Annotated in this window: 3 protein-coding genes; all 3 read right to left on the reverse strand. The window is 68.2% G+C overall.

Annotated features, from left to right (window positions below):
* Positions 1 to 101 precede the first annotated feature (101 nt).
* Entirely contained in the window at positions 102 to 587 is a 486-nt protein-coding gene (rfaE2, locus tag G3N93_RS36685; protein WP_089426432.1) for a D-glycero-beta-D-manno-heptose 1-phosphate adenylyltransferase, read from the reverse strand.
* Positions 588 to 737: 150 nt separating this feature from the next.
* A complete protein-coding gene (locus tag G3N93_RS36690) occupies positions 738 to 1,616 on the reverse strand; it encodes a diiron oxygenase (RefSeq protein ID WP_011353352.1) in 879 nt (292 codons plus the stop codon).
* Positions 1,617 to 2,083: 467 nt separating this feature from the next.
* Complete coding sequence (locus G3N93_RS36695; RefSeq protein ID WP_174937723.1) at positions 2,084 to 3,310, reverse strand: patatin-like phospholipase family protein; 1,227 nt, start codon at positions 3,308 to 3,310, stop codon at positions 2,084 to 2,086.
* Positions 3,311 to 3,359 lie beyond the last annotated feature (49 nt).

The raw sequence follows: 3,359 nt of genomic DNA on the forward strand, positions 1-3,359 counted from the left end.
GCAGGCATCGGACCAGCCCGTCATCGGCGGCCCGATCGCGCCGCCGGCCGTCACGGCCGAGCCGCTCGCGGCGTCCGCGCCCTGACGGCGCCAGGCTGCGCTCAGGACTGCTGCGCGCGCACCTTCTTCAGCAACGCGGTGGTCGAGCGATCGTGCTCGAACGGAATCGCCAGCGCGCGGCCACCCCAGCCACGCACCAGCGCCGATTCCGGCAACGCATCCATGTCGTAGTCGCCGCCCTTCACGAGAATGTCCGGCCGGACGGCCTCGATCAGCGACACGGGCGTCTTTTCCTCGAACGTCACGACCCAGTCGACGCTTTCCAGCGCCGCGAGCAGCGCCGCGCGGTCTTCCTGGCGATTGATCGGCCGGTCGTCGCCCTTGCCGAGCATGCGTACCGACGCATCGCTGTTCACACCGACGATCAGGCATGCGCCGAGCGCTTTCGCGTCGGCGAGATACGTGACGTGGCCGCGATGCAGAATGTCGAATACGCCGTTGGTGAACACGACGGGTGACGGCAGCGACGCGCGCAGGGCGACGAGGGCATCACGGGTGATCAGCTTGCGTTCGAAGGTGGCGGACATGATGGAGGCTGGACGGAATGAACAATGGCGCGCGCGGCGGCGGCGCCAGATAAAAAGCCCGCCGGACTGACCGGGCGGGCTTCATGCAACGGGTACGACATCGCGCTACGCGGCCGACGCGATTCACGCCGGCTGCGGCGCCAACCGGCCTCAGGCCGGCTGCGCGGCCGACGACGGGCCGCTTTCGGCCTGCAGGCGGCCGGTGACTTCCTTGCGGTAGCGGTTCAGCTCCTGCGCGGTCGCGAACGTGCGCTCGAACAGGATCGACAGGTTGTGCAGGATCCGCTCGACAACCTTCTTTTCCCATTCGCCGTCGAACCGGATCTGCTCGTCGAGCCAGCGCTCGAGCCATTCCGGATCGGGCAGGCGCGACTGCACGGTGTCGCGCGGGAACAGCGCCTGGTTCACGTGCAGGTTGGTCGGGTGCAGCGGCTTCTCGGTGCGGCGCGCCGACGCCATCAGCACGCCGATCTTCGCGAACGCGGCACGTGCGACGTCGCCGCAGTTGTTCAGCGCCTTCTTCATGTAACGCAGGTACGCGCCGCCGTGGCGCGCTTCATCGCGCGAGATCGTTTCGTAGATCTGCTTGATGACCGGCTCGGTGTGCCAGTCGGCCGCGCAACGATACCAGTGGTTCAGGCGGATCTCGCCGCAGAAGTGCAGCATCAGCGTCTCGAGCGGCGGCGCCGGGTCGAACTGGAAGCGCACCGCGTGCAGTTCCTCTTCGGTCGGCACCATTTCCGGCTTGAAGCGGCGCAGGTATTCCATCAGCACGAGCGAATGCTTCTGCTCTTCAAAGAACCACACGCTCATGAACGCGGAAAAGTCGCTGTCGTGCTGGTTGTCGCGCAGGAACATTTCCGTCGCGGGCAGCGCCGACCATTCGGTGATCGCGTTCATCTTGATCGTCTTCGCCTGCTCGTCGGTGAGCAGCGAAGCGTCGAACTTGTCCCACGGAATGTCCTTCTCCATGTCCCAGCGGACGGCTTCGAGCGATCGGTAAAGTTCCGGATAAAGCATCGTGTTCATGATGGTCCCACCCCTGTTCTGCGCAATGCGACTTCTCTAAACGTGACTGTTGCCGCGCAAGCACGCCCGAGCGCGCTTTTTGCAGCCAAGACTCTAATTTTACGCGGGAAACCGGCCCGCCGGACGGTGATTCCTCGTCCGGCAGCCGGGCGGCCGCGCCGCCGCTGTTGCAGCATGCCGCAGCCACGCTCCGCGAACGGAACCGGCTGCACGCTTGCCTGAGTGGGGGCCGGCGCTGGCCGGCTCGTTGGCGCGCCCGTCCCCTGCCCCAGGCGGGTTCCCCGAAAGGTCCCGTGCGGATGCCGGATCGGCGGGCTGCTCGATATGGTGTATACGGCGGCGGCCATGATATCACGCGTGCATGACGGTTCCGAGACGCCTGCCCGGTCGTGCGCCGCCGATCGCGGTGCGGCGATCGGTCGCGGCCGACCGTCGCGAAAACGCAACCTTACATTGCCATTTATGCATCAGACCCGTATTTCTCCGGTCGCGAGGCCGTCTTCCGGCGGCATGCCGGCGGCCGGCGCGCTGCCGCCGTCCGCCAGCGCAATCCAGCCGGCCAGCGTGTCGCGCTGCGCGCGCCCGTCACGGTAGCCGAGCTCGATCAGTTCGCGCGTGAACGCTTCCTCGAACAGCAGGTAGCTCGCGAACGACGCGCCAGCCGGCTGGCTGCCGCCGATCGCGCCGAGCAGCCCGCGCATCGTGGCCGGCATCTGCTTCAGGTGCTTCGCGGCGATCAGCTCGATGCGCTCGGACGGCGCGATCGCGAGCACGTCGACGTGCCGCCAGCCGCTGTCCACCTCGACCTGGTGCGGCAGGTGCTCGATCATCCGGTTGATGTGCTCGATGCGCTCGATGTCCGAGCCGATCGAGTCGAGGAACACGCTCGCAAGCACCTGCTGGCCGATCTGCGCGAGCGTCGGGTAGCCGCGTACCAGCCCGGTGCCGTTCGCGGCCGGGATCTCGGGCCGCGGGTCGGCCGCGCCGACCACGACGATCCGGTCCGCGCCGAAGTGGATCGCCGGCGACAGCGGCGCGATCTGCCGGATCGACCCGTCGCCGAAGTATTCGATCTGCCCGTCGAGCACGAGCGGCACGGCCGGGAACACGAACGGAATCGCCGACGACGCGAGCAGGTGCGACGCCGACAGGTCGACGAGCCGCGCGGTGCGCTGCGCACGCCGCCACGCCTGGATCGGCTGGGCCGCCTGGTAGAACGTGAGGTGCCGCCCGCTCGAATAGCTGAGCGCCGTCACCGAAAGCGCGTGCAGCAGGCGCGCCTCGAGCATCTGTTCGATCCGGTGGAAACTCAGCTCGCGCTGCAGCAGATGCGCGAGCGGCGCGTTGTCGAGCAACCCGCGCGGCGAGCGGCGTGCCGCCCAGCCGAAGGTCATCGCCGCGAGCCAGCGTGCGCCGGCGGCCGCGATGCCGAGCCAGTCGGTGCGATACACGTAGTCGGCGCGCAACGGCTCCCAGAATTCGAGCAGGCGCCGCACGCCATGGGAAAAGTCGTCCGCGTGGCTCGCGATCGACGTCGCGTTGATCGCGCCGGCCGACGAGCCGCACACGACCGCGAACGGCAGCGTGTGCCGCTGCGGATCGGCCTCGCGCGCGATCTCGGCCAGCGCCTTCAGCACGCCGACCTGATAGGCGGCACGTGCGCCGCCTCCCATCAGAACGAGCGCGAGCCGCATGATCGACCTGCTACCTGCGCCGCGTCACGTCGAGCGCTTCGGCGGACGG

It is taken from the genome of Burkholderia sp. Se-20378, assembly GCF_017104665.1.
Lineage (GTDB): Bacteria > Pseudomonadota > Gammaproteobacteria > Burkholderiales > Burkholderiaceae > Burkholderia > Burkholderia lata.